We start from the raw sequence: 19,028 nt of genomic DNA on the forward strand, positions 1-19,028 counted from the left end.
CCCCGCCGCCTACACCGCCGCCCAGTTCTTCGAGACCAAGAACTACCGGATGCCCACCGCCTACGGCCTGGCCTTTTCGCCGGACGGCAAGTCCCTGCTCTACGCCTCGGACGAAACCGGAGTGTTCAACGCCTACGCCCTGCCGGTGGACGGCGGCGCCGCGACGCCCCTGACCCGTTCGACGTCGGACGCCACCTTTCCGCTCAGCTACTTCCCAAACGACGCCCGCCTGCTGTTCACCGCCGACCAGGGCGGCAATGAGCTGAACCACGTCTATGTCCGCGCCCTCGACGGCTCGATCCGCGACCTGACGCCGGGCGAGAATCTGAAGGCCGACTTCCTGGGCTGGAACGCCGATGGCAAGACCTTCTACATCACCTCCAACGCCCGCGATCCCGAGGCCTTGGACGTCTACGCCTATGACGCCGAGACCTACGCCAGCCGGATCGTGTTCCAGAACACCGGGTTCACGCCTTCGGAAATCTCGCCGGACGGGCGCTGGCTGGCGCTGGACAAGTCCAACACCAGCGCCGACGTCGACATCTATCTGGCCGATCTCCAGTCGGGCGGCGCGCCGGTGCTGATCACCCCGCATCAGGGCGCGGTCCAGCACGGCAGCTACACCTTCACGCCCGACAGCCAGGCCCTGATCTACGGCACGGACGAACACGGCGAGTTCACCCAGGCCTGGCGCCGCGACATGGCCACCGGCGCCGTCTCGCCCCTGCTCCAGGCCGACTGGGACGTGCAGTACGTCTCCTATTCGCCGTCCGGCCGCTATCGCGTCTCGGCCCTGAACGCCGACGCTTCGACCGAACTGACGGTGCTGGACACCCGCTCCGGCCAGACCATGCGCCTCAGCGGCGCCCCGGCGGGTGATCTGGGCGGCGTGCGGTTCAACAAGGATGAGACGCGCATCGCCTTCACCGTCACCTCCGACACCTCGCCGACCGATCTGTTCGTGGCCGACCTGTCGAACGGGCGCGCGCGACGCCTGACCCATGCGCTCAACCCGGCGATTCAGGAGAGCAACCTCGTCGAGGCGACCATAGTCCGCTATCCCGGCGAAGGCGGGGTGATGGTCCCGGCCGTCCTCTATCGGCCCAAGGGGGCCTCGGCGGCCCATCCGGCGCCGGCGATCGTCCTGGTCCACGGCGGGCCGGGCGGCCAGACGCGGCGCGGCTATTCCGCCATGGTCCAGCATCTGGTCAATCACGGCTACGCGGTGCTGGGGGCCAACAACCGGGGCTCGTCCGGTTATGGCAAGACCTTCTTCCACATGGACGACAAGAAGCACGGCGAGGCCGACCTGCGCGACATCGTCGCCGGGGGCGACTGGCTGCGAGCGCAGGACTGAGTGGCCGATGATCAGGTGGCGGTCATGGGCGGCTCCTACGGCGGCTACATCACCGCCGCAGCCCTGGCCTTCCACCCCGAGAAGTTCGAGGCGGGCATCGACATCTTCGGCGTGACCAACTGGGTGCGGACGCTGGAATCCATTCCGGCCTGGTGGGGGGCACAGCGCGCGGCCCTGTTCGACGAGATGGGCGATCCGGCGACCGACGCCGAACGTCACCGCGCCATCTCGCCCCTGTTCCACGCCGACAGGATCCGCCGCCCGCTTCTGGTGGTCCAGGGCGCCAACGACCCGCGCGTGCTTCAGGTCGAGAGCGACGAACTGGTCGAGAAGGTCCGCGCCAACAATGTGCCGGTCGAATACGTGGTCTTCCCCGACGAGGGCCACGGCTTCCAGCGCCGCGCCAACCGCGTCACCGCTCAGGAGGCCTATCTGGCCTTCCTGAACCGCTACGTGCGCAAGACCGACTGAGACCTCAAACCGCTTCCTCGACATGAAGGACGGCCCGGTTGCGGCCCTCCTTCTTGGCGCGATAGAGGGCCGCGTCGGCCGCCTGCAGCGCGGCGCGGCCCTCGCGGTCCATGCCGGGCCGCCAGCTGGCGACGCCGAAGGACATGCTGGTGCTGCCCAGAGCCTGATTGCGATAGCGCAGCGAGATGCCGGCGATGGCCTGACGCACGGTCTCGATGCGTTGCAGCAAGGCTTCGGGCGTGGTGCCGGGGGCGATGATGGTGAATTCCTCGCCGCCGTAGCGGCAGACGATGTCGCCGTCGCGGAAGCGATGCCCCAGCTCGGCTGCCACGGCCTGCAGCACCAGGTCGCCCGCATCGTGACCAAACTCGTCGTTGAAACGCTTGAAATGGTCCACGTCGCACATGACCACGCACAGCGGTGCGCCCGACCGGGCTGACCGCGCCACTTCCAGCGCCAGGGCCTCTTCCATGTAGCGGCGATTGAACAGACCGGTCAGCGGATCGCGGATCGTCTGTTCCTTCAGGTCTCGCTGTAGCTGCTGGTTGACCATGGCCGAGGCGATGTTCTCGACCAGAACCTTGATGCGGAAGCCGCTTTCAGTGTCCAGAACCCCGTCCAGATGCAGGACCCCGATAACCTCGCCCGAGGCCAGCAGGGGTTCGCAATGGTAGGCGTGGTCCTTGTCGCCGACGTGGTCGCAGACGATGTCTGTGCCCGGCTCGCTGACGAAATGGCTCTGGCCGCGCCGCAGGGCCCAGCACTGGTCCGGCGCGAAGGCGTCGCCGTCGCCCTCGTGCTCGCCCCAGGTCGAAAGCGGGACCAACAGGTTGCGTGAGTTGTTGTAGGCGTAGAGCGCGCCCGGCAGGCCCGGCAGGACGCGCGGCACGAAGGCGTGGATGACCTGGGCCAGCTCGGCCTCGGTGCGGGCCGCCTGCATCCGGTGGGCCATGCCGCCCAACAGTTCGATCACCTCGCCCCGCTCGCGCAGGACCTGACTGCTGGTCAGAAGCTCGTCGTGGACCTGCTTCAACTCGCGCTCGCTGCGCCTTTGATCGGTCGAGGCGGCGGCCAGCCGATCCGCCATCCGGTTGTAGCCCTGGGCCAGACGATTGAACTCGCGCGAGCCCATGCGCTCGGCGACGCGCTGATCCAGATGGCCCTCGCCCAGACTGGTCATGGCGCGCGTGATGACGCGCACGGGCTGACGGATGCCGCGAATGACCATGACCGACACCGACAGGGAGAAGAGGGCGATCAGCGGCCCGCCGATCAGGGCCAGCCGCTTGCCCCATTCCAGGCGGTGCTCGGCCGCCTCGATCCGTTCGGCGTGCAGGCGACGCTCTTCGCCCAGGAACTCCTGCGAGGCCAGCAAGACCTGCCCCATGGAGTCCAGTCCGCGTCCGCCGACGATGGCGGCCTCGGCCTCTTCAAAGCGGCCCTGACGCGCCAGATCCAGCGGCTGACGCAGCAGTTCGGTGCGTTCCGACAACAGGCCGCCGAGGGCCTGGACACGCGCCCTCTGGGTCGGGTTGTCCTTGGTCAGCTCCACCAGTTCCGAAAAGGACCGCAGAGAGTCCGCCACGCGCCGATCAAAGGACTGAGCATAGCCGGGGTTGCGCGTCAGGACATAGCCGCGCTGGCCGGATTCGGCGTCGCGCAGCCCGGCCATGGTCTCCTCCATGGCCTCGATCACCTGGGCGGAATGCGTCACCCAGCGGAAGCTCTCGCGACTTTGCCGCGAGGCGTCGACCAGGGAAGCCACCAGTGCCAGCAAGGCGATCACCACCAGGGCGCCGACCGCGGCGATCCTGGACGTCAGGGACAGGAACATGGCCCAAAGGTTAACGGGCGAGGGTTGACGGAAACTGAACGCTCACGGCGCGCTCACCCCAGGACGAAGTCCACCGCCGCCATGGCGTGAATGTCCGTGCTGTCGAAGGCCGGAACCGGGCATCCGTCGACGTCCAGGATCATGCCGATCTCGGTGCAGCCGAAGATCAGGCTGTCCGCGCCCTGGGCCCTGGCCCGATCGACCAGACCCAGCAGGGCGTCGCGCGAGGCGTCCAGCACCTTCCCGGCGCACAACTCGTTGAAGATGATGTCATGGGTCAGCGCCCGCCCCTCGGCGTCGGGCGTCATGACCTCGATCCCCTGGCCCGCCATGCGCGCCTGATAGAAGCCGTTCTCCATCGTATAGCGCGTGGCCAGCAGCAGCGGCCGACGCGCACCCGCCGCCTTCAGCCGCTCGGCCGTGACATCGACGATGTGGATGAAGGGAACCGCCACCGCCGCCTCCACCGCCGGGGCGACCAGATGCATGGTCACCGCGCACATCATCACCGCCTCCGCGCCCGCGCTCTCCAGCCCCCTGGCGACCGAGGCCAGATACGCCCCCGCATCGTCCCAGCGATCAGCCTTCTGCATGTCGACGATGGTCTGGAAATCGACCGAGTGCATGATCAGGTCGGCGGAATGCAGCCCGCCCAGCCGCTGACGAACCGCCTCGTTGATCTTGCGGTAATAGAGGGTCGAGCCCTCGAAGCTCATGCCGCCGATCAGTCCGATTTTCCGCATGGAGCCGCTCCGTCTTCGTTCAAGACCGACCACGTAGCAGATGCAGGCGACGTCGCTCTACCTGTCCGTCAAGGCCGGGGTCGGCGTTCCGGCTGTGAGCGTAGGTCTGCATGCGATCCGTTGCGGACACCGCCCGACTAAGCTCTACTTTGGACAGAACCGACGGAGGGGGCTGGTCAAACGTGTTATTCGCAACGCACATCGCCCGACGGTATCTCGCGTTGATCACGGCAATCGCCGCGTTTTTGGCGATGTGGACCTTCACCGACAGACCGCTGGTTTGGGAATGGATGGGACGCCCAAACGAGGTCTATCCCGAGATGGGCTTCCTAGTGTTCGGTCTTCCCGCTTCCCTGGTAGCGGTTGGGTCGGGGGCATATATCGCATGGAAGGCGCGCGCTTCGACCGAGCCTTCAGGGGCCCTAACAATCGCGCGCATTCTCAGCTTTGTCGCGCTCGCGATATGCGCATGGCTTTCTTGGTTCGCGTTGTCAGCATTTCTCACCCGCGCCTGAGCTCCGCTTCCCACCCTTAAGCGAACATCGGCTCACGCCCAATGCGGACCTTCGAGGAGCTTGAACAGTGACCGCTTCAAGCTGATGTTCGATCTGGGGGAACTGCTATGTTTCGACGTGACGTCTTCATACTCATCGCCGCGACATTGGTCGGGTGCGTGGCGGTCTTTTACGCGAGCCTTGGTGATATCCCGTTCTTCCCTGCGTCCTTGCAGACCAGTGTTGGCGAGTGTCCTAAGCACGGGCCGATCCCTGCTCACTGGCGACCCATTCTCGAACCGGACGAAGCTTCCTGGTTTGGACATCGACTGCAGGCGCTGCATGAGAACCCACTAGCTTCGCCAAACGCGGCCCAAGAAGCGACACTCCGTTTCACGCTACTGGCTAATGGTGGAGTGGCCACTACGGTCAGAGTAGTCGAAGCTGAAGACGGTCGGTTCCATCTCACCGGAAAGTGGTTGAAACCGTGCAGAGACGAAGGAGGATGCGTCGTAGAGAAGCTCTTGTCGCCTGCGGAGCAAGAACGTCTTGAAGCAGCCGTTAAGCCTCTCCTGCGCGTCCCGTCATATGGCTGCTACGGCCCGGTCGACAGCGACATTTCCATCATGGAAATAAGGGACGAAGGCACATACCGGATGTGGCACCAACTAGGCTCGCCGAACGGCGAGCTGGGCGCGACAGGAATGGTCCTACTCCAACTTGCCGGGTGGCCGCTTGCCGGTAACTATCGCCCATCCGGCTCCGCCCCCCTCCGCTCTTTACCCGAGTGAGGCTGGTTGCCGCTTCCCGCCCATAGCGAGCCTTCAGTGCATCCTCTCCTGGCCTTCTAGGCCGCCTCGTCCTTCGGCAGGACGTCGCCGACCGTCGGGCGGTTCTCGGCCCAGGTGAGTTCGATGTCGCGTGGTTTGACGATCTCGTTGCAATGGCCGCAGGCGATACGGGGCTTGAGATCGTGGCCGCAGGTCTTGTGGACCATGGAGATGCCGCTGTCGGCCTCTCCATAGACATGCTTCTCGCCCCAGGCGTGCAGGGTCACCAGCACGCCATAGAGATCCTTGCCCTTGGCGGTCAGGACGTATTCGTTGCGTGGCGGGCGTTCGGAATAGAGCTGCGGCTCCAGCACCCCGTGCTGCACCAGCGACTTCAGCCGCGCGGCCAGAACGTTGCGGGCCACGCCCAGCCGGTCCTGCCACTGCTCGAACCGGCGCACGCCGTTGAAGGCGTCGCGGATGACCAGCAGGGTCCACGGGTCGCCGATCACCTCCAGCGTGGCGGCGATCGAGCAGCTCTGGCGGCTATAGTCGGCGGTGCGTCCCATGCCCGGAAAGTGACCCCGCGTCAGGCTTTTGACAAGTGGGTTGCCAATCGCGACCCAGTTTGACAGTTTCTTTTGGCAACGAACTTGCGACAGTCCTGTCGCGATTTCTGCATTCCTCGACTTGCGGGCGGCGACGCTTCAGTCTCCGCCCGCCTCTTTCGACAGTTGCGTGGACCGATGACCGAAGCCGACCTGCTGCATGACGCCCTGACCCTGACGCCCGGCGAAGAGGGCCTGTCGGCGCATCTGTCCGGCGAATTCTCAAACGGCCCGATCAGCGCCCCGCCTGAAGCAGGCTTTCCCTTCGGCGGCCTGCTGGCGGCCCTGTGCGCCGGAGCCATGCGTCAGGGGTTGGAGATCAAGGCGCCCTTGCGCAGCCTCAGCGTCCAGTATCTGGCCGCCGCCCGATATGGTCAGCCGATCCATTTCCGTCCGCGCCTGCTGCGCGGCGGCCGCAATGTCGCCTATGCCGTGGTCGAGGCCGGGCAAGGTTCGCGCCTGACCCACCACGCCAGCGCCACCTATGGCGCCGACGGCGAAACCGCCCAGCCGCTCAGCCCGCTCCTGGTCCCGCCGCCCGCGCTGGATCTGGACGCGCCAGGTCTCAGCGGCCCCATGGCCCCCCGCTTCTCGCAACACGTCGATTATCGCTTCAACGGCGGCCCCAACATCCTGGGCGGCAACGAAGGCAAGGCCGTTGTCGAGCGGGTGTGGATGCGGACCCGGGACGGCGCGCCTCTGGACGAACTGCGGATGGCCTATCTGCTGGACGCCCTCTATCCGCCCGCCTGGACCGCCTTCAAGGCGCCGCCCATGATGACCACGGTCGATCTGCGCTACGACTTCCTGGCCGACCCGACACCGGAAACCGCGCCCGACGGCTGGGCCTTCTTTGAATACCGGCTGCTGGATCACGGTCTCGGCTGGTCCGTGGACGAGGCCGTCGCCTGGGGCGTCGACGGACGCCCCCTGGCCCTGGCCCGCCAGCGCCGCAAGCTGCTGTAGGGCGGCCGCGCTTGCCAGCAGGCCTCCGCCTCCCCTAATCCCCCGGCAAACGATTCATACTGGAAACGCCCCTCATGACCGCCGCAACCGATCCCGTCGTCATCGTCTCCTTCGCCCGCACGCCCATGGGCGGCTTCCAGGGCGCGCTGTCGCCGGTCAAGGCCACCGACCTGGGCGCCGCCGCGGTCAAGGCCGCTGTCGAACGCGCCGGCGTCGCCCCCGAAAAGGTCGAACAGATCTTCATGGGCTGCGTCCTGCCCGCCGGTCTGGGCCAGGCCCCGGCGCGTCAGGCCGCCATCGGCGCGGGCCTGGGCAAGCACGTCGAGGCGACCACGGTGAACAAGATGTGCGGATCGGGTCTGCAGGCCGCCATGATGGCGCACGACGCCCTGCTGGCCGGCACGGCCGAGGTCATCGTCGCCGGCGGCATGGAGTCCATGACCGGCGCCCCCTATCTGATGAACAAGCACCGCGGCGGCGCCCGCATCGGCCACGACGTCATCGTCGACAGCATGATGATGGACGGCCTGGAGGACGCCTATTCCCCCGGCAAGGCCATGGGCGTCTTCGCCGAGGACGCGGCGGCCCAGTATCAGTTCACCCGCGAGGCGATGGACGAATACGCCATCGAAAGCCTGACCCGCGCCCAGGCCGCCATCGCCTCCGGCGCCTTCAAGGCCGAGATCGTCCCGGTCGAGGTCGCCACCCGCAAGGGCCCCGTCACGGTCAGCGAGGACGAGCAACCCGGCAAGGCCGACGCGGCCAAGATCCCGACCCTGCGTCCCGCCTTCACCAAGGACGGCGCCATCACCGCCGCCAACGCCAGCTCGATCTCGGACGGCGCCGCCGCCCTGGTCATGACGCGCGAGAGCACGGCCAAGGCGCTCGGCCTGCCCATCGTCGCCCGTGTCGTCAGCCACGCCGCCCACGCCCATGAGCCGGGCCTGTTCACCACCGCCCCCGTCCCCGCCATGCAGAAGGCGCTGAAGAAGGCCGGCTGGTCGGTCGAGGATGTGGATCTGTGGGAGGTCAACGAGGCCTTCGCCGTCGTCGCCATGATCGCCCAGCAGGAACTGGGCATCGACCGCGCCAGGCTGAACGTCAACGGCGGCGCCACGGCCCTGGGCCACCCCATCGGCGCCTCGGGCGCGCGCATCCTGTCCACCCTGCTGGCGGCCCTTCAGGCGCGCGGCGGCAAGAAGGGCGTGGCCTCGCTGTGCATCGGCGGCGGCGAAGCCGTGGCCATGGCCGTGGAACTGGCCTGATCCCATCGCGTTCTCCACGGTCACGCTAACCTTGGCCGTGGAGACTACGCCTTGAAAATCCTCCCCTCCCTCTTCGCCGGGGTCGCCGCCCTGACGCTGGCCGCCTGCGCCACCGCCCAGGCCGAAAGCCCGAGCGCGCCCTCGGCCCAGGCCGAGGGCGCCGGCGCGCTCAAGGCCTTCCCGGCCGCCGCCGCAGGCCAGACGCGCCACGTCATCACCCTGCCGGCCCAGACCGATGAAAGCGCGCTGAAGGTCGAGCTGATCCTGGGCAAGACCCAGACGATCGACTGCAACCGTCAATTCTTCGGCGGTCGCCTGGAGACCCGCACGGCCGAGGGCTGGGGCTATGACTATTACGTCCTGCCGGCCCTGGGGAACGCCGCCAGCACGATGATGGGCTGCCCGCCGGGCTCGGAGCGTCAGGCCTTCGTGACGACGCAAGAGCAGCCGCTGATCCGCTACAACTCGCGCCTGCCGGTGGTGGTTTACGCCCCGTCGGACGTCGAGGTGCGTTACCGCGTCTGGCGCGCGGGCGAGACCCAGACGGCGCGCTGATCGCCGCCGTTCATTGAAATCAGACGCGGGCGTCGGTCGGATTCGGTCGGCGCCCGTTCTGTATTCGGCCCACGTCTTCCGTCGGCGTCACGCTGCATGAGCGAGGCCAGCGAGGCGCATCCGGCGCTCAGGATGATCATGGGACGACTCCTGCATTTGCGAACCATTTTCAGGTTTGCGCAGAGTCGCGGGTCGTGCAAGCGTCCGCCTCCATTTTCTGGAGAGTCGCCATGCGCGAAGACGGCAAGCTGGACTATCTCGAACTGCCCGCCACCGACATGGCGGCGCACAAGGCCTTTTACGCCTCGGCTTTCGACTGGGTCTTCCAGGACTACGGTCCTGACTATGCGGCGTTCGGCGAAGGTCTGGACGGCGGCTTCACCACCGAGGCCATGACGCCCAAGCCTCTGCCCATCCTCTATGCCCATGACCTGGAAGCCATGCTGGCCAGGGTCCAGGCGGCGGGCGGGGAAATCACCCACCCCATCTTCGCCTTCCCCGGCGGTCGCCGCTTCCACTTCCGCGACCCGTCCGGCAACGACCTGGCCGTCTGGTCCGAATAGACCCGAGTTCTATTTAGGATCGACCGACTGGGCGATCCGTTCGGCGGCGTCGCGGTCGGCGCCGTCGAGGCTCATCAGCCAGACATGGATCTCGGTCGGCGCCACAGGTCGCTGGAACCAATGTTCCATGGCGATGCGCCGTGTCCCTTCGGGCACGATGACCGAGACACGCCCCGCCGCCGTCACCTGCTCGCCGTCATAGATGGGAAACTGCGAGGACGGCCCCGCATAGATCATGGCCAGCGTCCTGGTCCCCTTGCGGACCGACCAGACCTTGGCGTCTGGCGCACCGCGCCCCTCGAACAACTGGACGTCGCCGGGCAGTTCAATGCGGAACGGGAGGGCGGCCACGGCCGATGCGCCGAGCGCGCCGGTCGCCGGCGCTGGTCTCTGGGCCTGAGCCGGGGCGGATGGGGCGGCTGAGGTTCCAGCGCGGTTCTGTACGACGGGCGCCGAGGGAGCGGCCGGGGACGCAGATCGTGGCGTCGAGGAAGAAGGCGCGGTCGAAACCGTCGCGGGCCTCGCCGGCGCCGGTCGCTGCGCGTCAGGCTGAGGGGGCGCAGGCCGCGCCGCCGCTGCCGGCCCGCCGTTCAGCAACCGGGTCAGATCTTCGGCGCTCTGGGACTGAGCGTGGGCGATCGCCGGCGTGGCCGCCGACAGGAGAGAAGCGATGAGGGCGATTTTCATGCCCTGAGCTTGGCCACCGTCCCGGCCGAGGGTCAAGCCGCAGCCAGCTCGATCCAGAAGGTCGCGCCCTGCCCCGCCGCGGAGACCACGCCGATCTCGCCGCCCTGCAACTCCGTCAGACGCTTGGCCAGGGCCAGGCCGATGCCGTGCCCTTCGATCGCCGAACGCTCAAGCCCCAGACGGTTGAACGGTTCAAACAGTTGTCCCTGCTTCTCCGCCGTCAGGCCGGGACCAAAGTCGATCACCTCGATCCGCACCCGCTCGTCCGCCCACATCGCCTTCAGGACGACCCGGCCGCCCGAAGCGCCGTACTTGACGGCGTTGCCGGCCAGATTGCCGATCACCTGGGCCAGGCGTTGCGAATCCGCCTGAGCGATAAGGGCGTCGCCTTCCAGCATGACTTCGATCGTCAATCCCTTGGCCTCGGGCTTCAGGATCAGGGTGCGCCGCACGTCCTCCAGCAGTCCCGCGACGTCGGTCGGTCGCAGCTCCACCTTGACCGCGCCGGACTCGGCGCGCGCCACGTCCAGCAGATCATGGGCCAGGGTCTCGACCTGACGGGCGGTCTTCACCAGCATCTGCGCCATCTCGACCTGCTCGGCCGAGGTCGCGCCCAACTGCCCCCCGGCCCAGAGCTCGCCGATGCCGATAATGCCGCCGACCGGGCTCTTGATCTCATGCGCCACATTGGCCAGCAGACGCGACTTGGCGGCCGAGGCGCGCTCGGCGCGTTCACGCCCCGCCCGGGCGCGTTCCGCCAGACGATCGCGCTCTTCAAGCAAGGCGGCGACCATCAGGATCGGCATGTAGCCGAGCAAGACCAGCAGCTGGGCCAGAAGCGCCCGGTCCTCGGCGCCGAAGGAATGATAGGGACCATGCCCCGCCATGGTGCCGCCGATGGCCATGACCGTGACCAGCACGAGCGCGGCGGCGATGCCAACGACCCGGAACCGCACCGCCATCATCAACAGCAAGGGCATCAGCAGGAAGCCATAGGGCAGGCTCAGATGAGAAAAGATCGCATAGCAGGCGACGCCGATCAGCCCGAGCAAGACGGCGCCTTCAGCCAGACGCCCCGGTTGACGAACGATCACGACATGTCGGCGCTGCAAGGCCAGGCCGAAGGCGCCCACGACCGCAAAGCCGAGCGCATGGCCGCACCACCATATACGGAAGCCATCCAGAATATCGGCGCCTGTCATGGCTTCCAGCGCCAGCGCGCTCAGAATGGCTGCGGGCAAGGGCGCGACAGCGCAGACGCCGAGGAAGCGGGCCAGCCCCTCGACAGAAGTGATGCTGAGCCCGGGCACAAAGCGCCGCACAAGCATAACCCCGAGCACAATCTCGATCAGGTTCACCACGGTGAACATGGTCGACAGCACGGGGCCGTTGCCGACCAGGAACTCGCCGGCCAGGATGCCCGTCGTCACCAGAACGCCGAACCCCAGGTCATAGGCCAGGCCGCGCCCCCCCCTCAGCCACACCGCCAACGCCAGTCCGCCCGCGCCCCAAAGGGCGGCGACCAGACCGTTGGTGCGTGCAAAACTGATCGCCAGAACGACGAGCACGGTCACGCCGACCGCTGTCAGAATCGGGGCCAGGGGTTGTCGGAAGAAGGCCGCGTTCGGCGCGCTCGCAGGCACGCCTCTGCCATCAGCAGGGGTGACGTCGAGAACGGGTTCAGGCCTGTCGAGCGCGCGGCTCATGGTCATGATCGGGTCCGATGTACGCGACTAACGCCCCATACTGGCCGAGCTTCCTAAACATCCTCTGAAGTCAGAAGGCCGTCGCCAGGACGCCGTTGAACGCCCGCACCGCCGCCGCCGGGCCGTCGGGGTGCTTCCAGACGCCCGCGCTGACGGCGACGAAATCGGCGCCGGCGGCCGCGACCACGGCCGCGTTCTCGACGGTGATCCCGCCGATGGCGACGCAGGGCGTCTCCATGGTCTCCTGCCAGATGGTCAGCTCGATCAGTTCCGGCCGATGCGTGGTTTCCTTGGTGTCGGTCGCGAAGAAGGCGCCGAAGGCGACATAGTCGGCGCCCGCCTCGGCCGCCTCCATGGCCAGGTGGCGGCTGTCGTGGCAGGTCGCGCCGATCATGGCGTCCGGCCCCATGATGCGCCGCGCCTCGGCCACCGACGCATCATCCTGGCCGACATGGACGCCGTCGCAGCCGGCCGCCCTGGCCAGATCGGGTCGATCATTGAGGATCACCGCCACGCCGTGCGCCTGGGCGATCGGCGCCAGCCGCGCCACGGCGGCCTTGATCTGCTCGTCCGAGATATCCTTGAGCCGGATCTGAAGGGCCGCGACCGGCCCCGCCGACAGGGCCTGTTCCAGCAGACCGGCGAAGGCCTCCAGATCGGCGATGGCCGGGGGCGTGATCAGATACAGCTGACAGGGCGGACGGGGCGGAAGCGCAGTTTGACGAGCCATGTCCTCGCCCTGCCCTTCCCCGCGTCGGGCGTCAATGTCGCAGCGCCATGCGAACGATTTGCACTCGCCTTAATAAATGCTATAGCGAGCCATTCTCAGTAACTGCTTCGGGGCTTCCTCGCCTTGTACGTCTGCAACTGTAACGGCCTTCGCCAGCGTGACGTCGCTCAAGCCATCGAAGCTGGCGCGACCCGTCCCAAGGATATTTTCGCGTCCAATCAATGCGCTCCGCAATGCGCCAAATGCGTCTGCGAAATGCGCCAGATGATTCAGGACACCCAGGCGGCCTTTGCCCTGGCGGCGGAATAGAACCCCGCTTCTGAAAGTCGATTTCACTCGCATTATCAATGCAGTGATAAGAACTCGCAAATGATCCACGGCCCCGAAGCCGTGATATGAAAGTCCTCACGGGCGGCGTTCAGAGCCGCGGCGTCATGACGACGTCGTCCAGCGCCGCCGCATCAAGAGGACGACGACCATGAAGGGCGATCCGGCGATCATCCGCACCCTCAACGCGGTGCTGACCAACGAGCTGACGGCGGTCAACCAGTACTTCCTGCACGCCCGCATGTTTGAAAGCTGGGGCCTCAGCCACCTCGGCAACGTCATCTACGAAGAATCGATCGGCGAGATGAAGCACGCCGACATGCTGATCAAACGCATCCTCTTCCTCGACGGTCTGCCCAACCTGCAGGACCTGCACAAGCTCAAGGTCGGCGAGGATCCGATCGAATGCCTGGGCGCCGACCTGAAGCTGGAGATCGACAGCCGCGCCACCACGCGCGACGCCGTCACTCAGTGCGAAGCCGCCCACGACTACGTCAGCCGCGACCTGCTGATGAAGATCCTGGCCGACACCGAGGAGCACGTCGACTTCCTGGAGAACCAGCACAAGCTGATCGAGCTTCTGGGCGCCCAGAACTACCTCCAGTCCGCCATGAGCGAGATCAAGACCGACGGCGCCGCCACCGGCAACTGACGCCCATCAAGACGCCGGGCGCGGGAACGAGTTTCCGCGCCCGGCCATTCCGGCTTCATGCCCAGTCTCGAAAACGCCCTAGACACCGCTCGCCATCAGACCGCCGACCTCCTCAACGCCGAGGGCCGCAACTGGCCTCATGTGGCGCTCGGCGTCGTCCTGACCGCCGGTTTCGCCCTGGCGGCGACCACCGCGGCCTCGAAGCTGATCCGCCCGCAGCCGCGCCGCGCGCCGCAGCCCCTTGGCGGCGATGCGCCGATCACAGAGCGCCCGCGCGGCCCGCTCAGCCTGATCCTGCCCGCCATGTTTTCGGCCACCACCCTGTCGGCTGTGCGTGTCTGGAACGCCCCGGAGCGACCCGAGCGTCGCAGCGCCATGACCCTGTGGCTCGCGGCTCAGACGGTCAGCGCCGTCTGGCTGGCCGTTCGCCCCACCCGACTATCGACTCAGATCGCGGCGGCCATGTCCTCGGCAGGGCTCGCCGCCGCCTTCGCCCATGAGGCGCGCAAGCTGGACCCCGGCGCCGGCAAGCTGGCCTCGCCGACCGGAGCGGGCGTCCGCCTGGCCAACCGGGCTGAAGCCAGGCTTGGAAACCGACCGACGCTCCACTGATCCGCCGACCAGCGATCAGCGTCCCCATTGCCCTTTTTACGCGCTTCCTCTACGGCTCGCCGCGATTTCGCGCGCCCGCCCACGAGCGGCCGGGCCGCCTCCAGCCCTCTACATCCAGCGGTTTCAATGAAAATCAACGGCAACACCATCAAGCCCGGCATGGTCCTGCAACACAACGGCGGTCTGTGGGTCGTCACCAAGGCCAGCCACGTCAAGCCCGGCAAGGGCGGCGCCTTCGCCAACGTCGAGGCCAAGAACCTCGAAACCGGCAACAAGCTGAACGAGCGCTTCCGTTCGGAAGACAAGGTCGAGCGCGTCACCCTGGAGCAGAAGGACTTCTCCTACCTGTTCGACAACGGCGACAGCCTGGTCTTCATGGACGACGCCACCTACGAGCAGATCGAACTGCAGAAGGACTGGGTCGGCGAAGACCGCATCCCCTATCTGCAAGAGGGCATGAAGGTCGTCATCGAAATGCACGAAGGCCGTCCGATCGGCCTGGAACTGCCGGAACAGGTGGTTCTGGAAGTCGCCGAGACCGAGCCGACCGTGAAGGGCCAGACGGCTTCCTCCTCCTACAAGCCCGCCATCGCCAACAACGGCGTGCGCATCATGATCCCGCCCTACATGTCGGCGGGCGAGCGCATCATCGTCGACACCACCTCGGGCGAGTACGTCCGCCGCGCGGACTAAAAAACACCGTCTTTCCCGGTCAAGGCCGGGCGCTTAAGACAAGACTGCAGGGGCGCGGATGGTCCGCGCCCCTTTTGCTTCTCCGTCCATCCGGGCTGTGGCCTTTCGAGGATCGACGGATCAGGAGAACCGCCTATGGCCCTCGCTTCCGCCCTGCTCCAGGTCATGATGGACGCCGTCCGCAAGACCGCCCGCCCCATGCTTCGCGACTTCGGCGAGGTCTCGCACCTCCAGGTCTCGCGCAAAGGCCCCGGCGACTTCGTCACCGCCGCTGACGTCAAGGCCGAACAGACCCTGTTCGAACTGCTGCTCAAGGCCCGCCCCGGCTACGGCTTCCTCGGCGAGGAACGCGGCATGGTTGAAGGCACCGACAAGTCGCACACCTGGATCGTCGACCCGATCGACGGCACCACCAACTTCATGCACGCCATGCCCCACTTCGCCATCACGGTGGGCCTGGAGCGTCGCCACCCCGACGGTTCGTCCGAGATCGTGGCCGCCGTCACCTACAACCCGGTCATGAACGAGATGTTCTGGGCCGAAAAGGGCAAGGGCTGCTACCTGAACGACCAGCGCATTCGCATCGCCGGCCGCAAGGACATGTCGGAAAGCCTGATCGCCACCGGCCTGCCCTTCATCGGCAAGACGGGTCACGCCCAGGCCATCAAGGACATCCACGCCGTGGGCCAGCGCGTCGCCGGCATCCGCCGTCTGGGCGCCGCCTCGCTGGACTTCGCCTGGGTCGCGGCCGGCCGATTCGACGCCTACTACGAACGCAACCTGCAGCCTTGGGACGTGGCGGCGGGCATTCTGCTGGTCACGGAGGCCGGCGGCCTGGTCACCACCATCGACATCGACGGCGATCCCAAGCTGGGCAAGCAGATCGTCGCCGCCAACCCGGAACTGCAGCCGCAGTTGCGCAAGGTGCTGCAAGCGGCCTGATCCGCTTCACTCCCCTGAATCAGGGCGGCGCGGCGAAAGCCCCGCCGCCTTTTTTCTGCGTCCTTCACAGCCGCGTCGTGCGCGCCCCCTACCCTCGTGTCATGATCCGTCTCATCCTGACCGCCGCCCTCCTCCTCAGCGGAACCCCGGCCATGTCTGCGCCTCTTCCCCCCGTCGTCGCCAAAGTCATCGCCCATCGCGGGGCGTCCGGCGAACGGCCCGAGCATACGGCCTCGGCCTATCGTCTGGCGGTGGAACAGGGCGCGGATTTCATCGAACCGGACCTGGTCATGACCCGCGACGGTTATTTCGTCGTCCGCCATGAGAATGAGATCGGCGGCACGACCGACGTGGCCGAGCGGCCTGAGTTCGCGGCTCGCCAGACCACCAAAGCCATTGACGGGGTGGAGACCACCGGCTGGTTCACCGAAGACTTCACCCTGGCCGAACTGAAGACCCTGCGCGCCCGAGAGCGCCTGCCCCTGCTGCGCCCCGGCAACACCGCCTGGGACGACCGGGAGCCCATCCTGACCTTCGACGAAGTCGTGGAGCTTGCCCGCGAGGAAGGCGCCCGCACCGGTCGCCTCATCGGCGTCGCGCCGGAACTGAAGCACCCCTCCTATTTCGCCGGCGTCGGCCTGCCGATGGAGGACGCCTTCGTCGCGGCGCTGGAGCGTCACGGCCTGACCGGCGCCGACGCTCCCATCCTGATTCAGTGCTTCGAGATCGGGCCTCTGCAGCGGCTAGGGACGCGCATCGACGCGCCCTTGCTGCAACTGATGAGCGTAGCCGGCGGCCCCGCCGACCGTCCCGACCTGACCTACGCCGCCATGAGCACGCCTCAGGGCCTCGGCGCCGTCGCCGCCTACGCCGACGCCGTCGGGGTCGAGACGGGTATAATCCTGCCGCGCGACGACATGGCTCGCAGCCTGACGCCGACCTCTCTGGTCGCCGACGCCCACGCTGCGGGGCTCAAGGTCGTGGTCTGGACCTTCCGCGCCGAAAACGTCTTCCTGCCGCTGGAACGCCGCCACGGCGACGCCCCCGCCGACCACGGGGACCTCGACGACTATCTGAAAGCCTTCTACGCCCTCGGCGTCGACGCCGTGTTCAGCGACTTTCCCGGCGCGGCGGTCGCGGCGCGCTAGACCTCACGTCTCCTGGAACTGCAGCTTGGCCAGCCGCGCATAAAGTCCACCGCGCGCCGTCAGTTCAGCGTGCGTGCCTTCCTCGACCACCTTGCCGCCGTCCATGACGACGATGCGGTCGGCCCGCAGGACGGTGGCCAGACGGTGGGCGATGACCAGGGTCGTGCGCGCCTCCATGGCCTGATCCAGCGCCGCCTGCACCAGACGCTCGTTTTCGGCGTCCAGGGCGCTGGTGGCCTCGTCCAGCAAGAGGATCGGGGCTTCACGAACCAGGGCGCGGGCGATAGCCAGACGCTGGCGTTGACCGCCCGACAGGCTCTTGCCGCGTTCGCCCAGGGGCGTATCGAAGCCCTGCGGCAGGGCTTCGATGAAGCCAAGCGCCTGAGCCTCGTCGGCGACCATGCGCGCCTCGGCCAGGGTGGCGGCCTCGCGGCCGAAGCGGATGTTCTCCAGCGCCGAGCCCGAGAACAGGGGCGCCTCCTGCGACACCCAGGCGAAACGATCGCGCACCTCGACCGGATCGGCCGAACGCACGTCCACCCCGTCCACCGAAACCAGACCCGACTGCGGATCATAGAAGCGCAGCAGCAGGCGGAAGACCGTTGACTTGCCCGCCCCCGACGGCCCGACCAGGGCCACGGTTTCGCCCGGGCGCACGGTCAGGCTGAAGCCCTTCAGCGCCGGCAGGTCGGGACGGCCCGGATAGGCGAAGTCCACCGCCGACATCGACACCTCGCCCAGAGGCGGCTGCGGCAGGGCCACGGGGTTGGCGGGCGGCGCGATGGCGGGCACGGCCCGCATCAGTTCGTCGATCCGCTCCATGGCCCCGGCGGCCTTCTGCACGTCGCCCCAGCTTTCGCCGAGCGCGCCTACGGCCCCGGCAGCGAAAACCGACAGCAGGACGAACTGCAGCAGGGCGCCCGGCGACATTGTCCCGGCGATCACGTCCTGCGCCCCCAGCCACAGCACCAGGGTGACGCCGCCGAACATGACGGTGATGATCATGGCCGTCATGACCGCCCGCGCCCGCATCCGGGTCAGGGAGACGCCGAAGGCCTCCTCCACCGCCGCGCCGAAGCGGCCGATGGCGCTCTTTTCACGGCCAAAGGCCTGGACCGTCTCGATGGCGTCCACGCTCTCGCCGGCGAAGCCGACAGCATTGGCGAAGGTGTCCTGCGACCTGACCGTCAGCTTGCGCACCTGACGGCCGAAGATGAACAACGGCACGATCAGCACCGGCACGATCAGCAGGACGAAGCCGGTCAGCTTGGGGCTGACGAAGAAGAGCAGGATCACCCCGCCGATCAGGGTGAAGAAGTTGCGCAGGGCGTAGCTGACCGAGGTGGTCAACAGGGTGTCGACCAGCTGGATGTCCGTCGTCAGGCGCGACAGCACCTCGCCGGTCCGCATATGGGCGAAGAAGACCGGGTCCAGCGTCAGGATGCGCTTGAACAGGGCGGTCCGCAGATCAGCGATGACCCGCTCGCCCGTCTTGGTGACGTAAAAATAGCGGAAGGCCGTCGCCAACCCCAGAATCAGGGCGTTGGCGCCCAGAATCAGGAACCAGGTGTTGATGTCCCGGCCGCCGTTCTCGAAACCGTTGTCGATGGCTCCACGCGCCGTCGCCGTCAGCGCCAGCGAGGCCACGGTCGAACCGATCAGCCACAGACCTGCGATCGCCGCGTCCAGCCGATGCCGCATCATGAAGGGCAGCAACTGGGCCAGGGGCCTGATGTTACGGGTCTTGGCGCGCTTGCCGCCCGCCTCCTCCATCTGCTCGGCCAGCAGGGCCCCGGCGCCGGGGCGCCCCCGGGCGGCGGCGTCTTGCGGGACGGAAGGCGAGGAAACTTGGGTCATGCCCGCGCTCTTGCCCCGGAACGCCCCCCGGTGTAAACGCCGCCGCTC

At 67.3% G+C, this 19,028-nt stretch carries 17 protein-coding genes and 1 pseudogene; 11 read left to right on the top strand and 7 right to left on the bottom strand.

Annotation, left to right across the window (positions count from 1 at the left end; genetic code table 11):
* Nucleotides 1-49: 49 nt before the first annotated feature.
* Nucleotides 50-1,828: pseudogene (locus ACZ5XO_RS11130) on the top strand (S9 family peptidase).
* A gap of 4 nt (nucleotides 1,829-1,832) precedes the next feature.
* On the opposite strand, the gene ACZ5XO_RS11135 reads toward ACZ5XO_RS11130, so the two are convergent.
* The 3 genes from ACZ5XO_RS11135 to ACZ5XO_RS11145 all read right to left on the bottom strand — a co-directional run bounded on the left by ACZ5XO_RS11135 (nucleotide 1,833) and on the right by ACZ5XO_RS11145 (nucleotide 6,238).
* Nucleotides 1,833-3,662, bottom strand: coding sequence for a diguanylate cyclase (locus ACZ5XO_RS11135; protein WP_464162416.1), 1,830 nt, complete (start codon nucleotides 3,660-3,662; stop codon nucleotides 1,833-1,835).
* Nucleotides 3,663-3,715: 53 nt separating this feature from the next.
* Nucleotides 3,716-4,405 carry an aspartate/glutamate racemase family protein gene (locus tag ACZ5XO_RS11140; RefSeq protein WP_464162417.1) on the bottom strand — a complete coding sequence of 230 codons (690 nt, stop codon included), beginning with the start codon at nucleotides 4,403-4,405 and terminating at the stop codon, nucleotides 3,716-3,718.
* Nucleotides 4,406-5,746: 1,341 nt separating this feature from the next.
* Nucleotides 5,747-6,238, bottom strand: a complete 492-nt coding sequence (locus ACZ5XO_RS11145; protein WP_464162418.1) for a winged helix-turn-helix transcriptional regulator — start codon at nucleotides 6,236-6,238, stop codon at nucleotides 5,747-5,749.
* Nucleotides 6,239-6,415: 177 nt separating this feature from the next.
* On the opposite strand from ACZ5XO_RS11145, the gene ACZ5XO_RS11150 reads away from it, so the two are divergent.
* The 4 genes from ACZ5XO_RS11150 to ACZ5XO_RS11165 all read left to right on the top strand — a co-directional run bounded on the left by ACZ5XO_RS11150 (nucleotide 6,416) and on the right by ACZ5XO_RS11165 (nucleotide 9,626).
* A complete protein-coding gene (locus ACZ5XO_RS11150; protein WP_464162419.1) occupies nucleotides 6,416-7,243 on the top strand; it encodes an acyl-CoA thioesterase in 828 nt (275 codons plus the stop codon).
* 74 nt (nucleotides 7,244-7,317) lie between these two features.
* Nucleotides 7,318-8,508, top strand: a complete 1,191-nt coding sequence (locus tag ACZ5XO_RS11155; protein ID WP_464162420.1) for a thiolase family protein — start codon at nucleotides 7,318-7,320, stop codon at nucleotides 8,506-8,508.
* 51 nt (nucleotides 8,509-8,559) lie between these two features.
* Nucleotides 8,560-9,063 (top strand): serine protease inhibitor ecotin, encoded by a 504-nt coding sequence (gene eco, locus ACZ5XO_RS11160; protein ID WP_464162421.1) that lies wholly within the window; start codon nucleotides 8,560-8,562, stop codon nucleotides 9,061-9,063.
* A 230-nt stretch (nucleotides 9,064-9,293) separates the two neighbouring features.
* Nucleotides 9,294-9,626, top strand: coding sequence for a VOC family protein (locus tag ACZ5XO_RS11165; protein WP_464162422.1), 333 nt, complete (start codon nucleotides 9,294-9,296; stop codon nucleotides 9,624-9,626).
* A 9-nt stretch (nucleotides 9,627-9,635) separates the two neighbouring features.
* On the opposite strand, the gene ACZ5XO_RS11170 is transcribed toward ACZ5XO_RS11165, so the two are convergent.
* From ACZ5XO_RS11170 to thiE, 3 genes are all read right to left on the bottom strand, one after another.
* Entirely contained in the window at nucleotides 9,636-9,977 is a 342-nt protein-coding gene (locus ACZ5XO_RS11170; RefSeq protein ID WP_464162423.1) for a hypothetical protein, read from the bottom strand.
* Nucleotides 9,978-10,345: 368 nt separating this feature from the next.
* Nucleotides 10,346-11,887 carry a sensor histidine kinase gene (locus ACZ5XO_RS11175; protein WP_464162424.1) on the bottom strand — a complete coding sequence of 514 codons (1,542 nt, stop codon included), beginning with the start codon at nucleotides 11,885-11,887 and terminating at the stop codon, nucleotides 10,346-10,348.
* A gap of 202 nt (nucleotides 11,888-12,089) precedes the next feature.
* Nucleotides 12,090-12,749, bottom strand: a complete 660-nt coding sequence (gene thiE / locus ACZ5XO_RS11180) for a thiamine phosphate synthase (protein WP_464162425.1) — start codon at nucleotides 12,747-12,749, stop codon at nucleotides 12,090-12,092.
* 123 nt (nucleotides 12,750-12,872) lie between these two features.
* On the opposite strand from thiE, the gene ACZ5XO_RS11185 reads away from it, so the two are divergent.
* The 6 genes from ACZ5XO_RS11185 to ACZ5XO_RS11210 all read left to right on the top strand — a co-directional run bounded on the left by ACZ5XO_RS11185 (nucleotide 12,873) and on the right by ACZ5XO_RS11210 (nucleotide 17,123).
* Nucleotides 12,873-13,058, top strand: coding sequence for a (2Fe-2S)-binding protein (locus ACZ5XO_RS11185; RefSeq protein WP_105563100.1), 186 nt, complete (start codon nucleotides 12,873-12,875; stop codon nucleotides 13,056-13,058).
* A gap of 169 nt (nucleotides 13,059-13,227) precedes the next feature.
* Nucleotides 13,228-13,728: a bacterioferritin gene (bfr, locus tag ACZ5XO_RS11190; RefSeq protein ID WP_312780299.1), complete on the top strand. Its 501-nt coding sequence runs from the start codon at nucleotides 13,228-13,230 to the stop codon at nucleotides 13,726-13,728.
* Nucleotides 13,729-13,785: 57 nt separating this feature from the next.
* A complete protein-coding gene (locus tag ACZ5XO_RS11195) occupies nucleotides 13,786-14,340 on the top strand; it encodes a tryptophan-rich sensory protein (protein ID WP_464162426.1) in 555 nt (184 codons plus the stop codon).
* A 126-nt stretch (nucleotides 14,341-14,466) separates the two neighbouring features.
* Nucleotides 14,467-15,033, top strand: coding sequence for an elongation factor P (gene efp, locus ACZ5XO_RS11200; RefSeq protein WP_464162427.1), 567 nt, complete (start codon nucleotides 14,467-14,469; stop codon nucleotides 15,031-15,033).
* 135 nt (nucleotides 15,034-15,168) lie between these two features.
* The gene (locus tag ACZ5XO_RS11205; RefSeq protein WP_464162428.1) at nucleotides 15,169-15,975 is read left to right on the top strand and encodes an inositol monophosphatase family protein; all 807 of its coding nucleotides are present in this window, start codon (nucleotides 15,169-15,171) and stop codon (nucleotides 15,973-15,975) included.
* Between the two features lie 101 nt (nucleotides 15,976-16,076).
* Nucleotides 16,077-17,123: a glycerophosphodiester phosphodiesterase gene (locus ACZ5XO_RS11210; RefSeq protein ID WP_464162429.1), complete on the top strand. Its 1,047-nt coding sequence runs from the start codon at nucleotides 16,077-16,079 to the stop codon at nucleotides 17,121-17,123.
* A 3-nt stretch (nucleotides 17,124-17,126) separates the two neighbouring features.
* Here ACZ5XO_RS11210 and ACZ5XO_RS11215 read toward each other — a convergent pair whose 3' ends face one another.
* Entirely contained in the window at nucleotides 17,127-18,980 is a 1,854-nt protein-coding gene (locus tag ACZ5XO_RS11215) for an ABC transporter transmembrane domain-containing protein (RefSeq protein ID WP_464162430.1), read from the bottom strand.
* Nucleotides 18,981-19,028: the final 48 nt, after the last annotated feature.

The sequence above is a fragment of the Brevundimonas sp. T2-11 genome (assembly GCF_055397675.1).